The sequence below is a fragment of the Okeania sp. SIO2F4 genome (assembly GCF_010672385.1).
In the GTDB taxonomy this organism is placed as follows: domain Bacteria; phylum Cyanobacteriota; class Cyanobacteriia; order Cyanobacteriales; family Microcoleaceae; genus Trichodesmium.
In genome coordinates, this window is the sequence record NZ_JAAHGT010001307.1 from 1 (window position 1) to 1844 (window position 1844).

2 protein-coding genes are annotated in these 1844 nt (G+C 38.0%); both read right to left on the reverse strand.

Annotation, left to right across the window (positions count from 1 at the left end; translation table 11 throughout):
• Positions 1-123 (reverse strand): ATP-binding protein (locus F6K22_RS39915; RefSeq protein ID WP_363275467.1); only part of this gene is annotated, 123 nt, incomplete at its 3' end.
• Between the two features lie 3 nt (positions 124-126).
• The coding region (locus tag F6K22_RS39920) for a GAF domain-containing protein (RefSeq protein ID WP_293110610.1) at positions 127-1844 on the reverse strand (1718 nt) is incomplete at its 5' end.

The following is a 1844-nucleotide window of genomic DNA, read 5'->3' on the forward strand; positions in this document are numbered from 1 at the left end:
TCGAGTAATTGAAGAATCACCCTGAGTAAAAGACTCAAACAAGTATTCTATATTCTCTGGAGTAATACCAATACCAGTATCTTGCACGGTAAATTGAAATTCGTAAATATCATTATTACTAATTTGCTACACCAAAGATGCTTGCACGCGAACCGTTACTTCCCCAGCATCAGTAAATTTAATGGCATTACTGAGTAAATTTACTAGAACTTGTCGCACACGACCAACATCTCCAATTATCATCCGGGGTGTCTGAGGTTCGAGCGCATAAACTAACTCTATATTTTTCTCTTGCGCTCTTAGAGCTAACAAACTCAACGTTTCCTCAATACATTGTTGTAAATCAAAAGTTTGTTTTTCTAATTCTAATCTTTGAGAATTAACTTTCGAGAAGTCGAGGATCTCATTAATGAGAGTCAATAAACCATTCCCACTTACACGAATAGTTTCCACAAAATCTCTTTGCTCAAGTTGTAACTCCGTATTTAGAAGCAAACCAGTCATACCAATAACAGCATTCATAGGAGTCCGAAGTTCGTGACTCATTGTGGCAATAAATTCACTTTTGGCTTTGGTTGCTGTTTCTGCTACTTTTTTCGCCTCCTCCAAAGCACGATTTTTGAGAATTAACTCTTGTTGTCCCTGAACTTCTTGCTGTAACAGATGACCATGAGCGATCGCTATACCAACTTGTTCTGCTATTGCTTCTAATAATTCAATTTCTTCTGTTGTCCATTCACGGAAAGAGTCACATTGATGTAATCCTATAACACCATTAGCTTTTCCTTGATAAGAGCTTCGCACTGCCAACATGGATTTGAGATTCATCTGGCGACATAAATCTGCCATTGGTTTGAGCAATGGTTCGGTATATACATTGGAAGTAGAAATTGCTTCGTCTTGGGATAAAACTTTTTCAGCGTGAGGATTACCTATAACTGGAACGTTTAATTTTAGTGAAGACTGATGTCCTGATTCTAAATATTCACTGACAAAGGTTATTTCTGGTGTTTCCTTGGCAATATAGTCAAAAATAACACAGCGATTTACCTTAAAAGCAGCACCTACTTGGTTAACCGTTGTCTGAAAAACTGTTTGAACATCTAAACTCTGGCGAATTTCTTGGGTTATTTCCCTCAACAAGCTGCTCCGTTGAAGTTGTCTTTCTAGCGCTCTATTTGCTTGCTGACGTTCAATTTCATTCCCTACCCACTGAGCCATCAGTTTTAAAATTTGGCGATCGCTATCTTTAAATGGTTTAGTACGTTGACTGAAACTGGCAAAACCAAGTACACCATAAGGCACTTTTCCCACTACCACAGGAGTACCTATATATGCTTCTAAACCCAACACATTGTAAGCAGGATGCTCACACCATTTTGATGCTCGAGCAGATTCAAAACATATCAGTTTTCCCGAACGAAAAGTTTCACCACAAAAAGTTTTGTCTAAATCAAGCTCATCTCCTGGTTTAACTAAAAATTCAACCTGCTTTGACTTTTGCACAGCAATGATTTTGTAGCGATCGTCATGAACACTTCCTAGAAAACCCAGTTCAAATTCAAAATATTTTCTTCCCAATGACAGAAGACCTTGCATCCTTTGGTCAAAGTTCAGATTTGGTGCAGAAGCTACTTTGTACAAGGCACGAATAGCAGATTCTCCTGCTCGCTTTTCTTGTTCTATTTCTTTGCGTTCCCTAATATCTCGAACGAAAGCACAGTTGTACTCTTTACCCTTAAATTCCAGATAATTTGCACTAATCTCTACTGGAATAATCTCACCTTCCTTATTTTTCTGAGCACCTTCCCATCTCAAAAAACCACTTTGTTTTAATTCTTGCA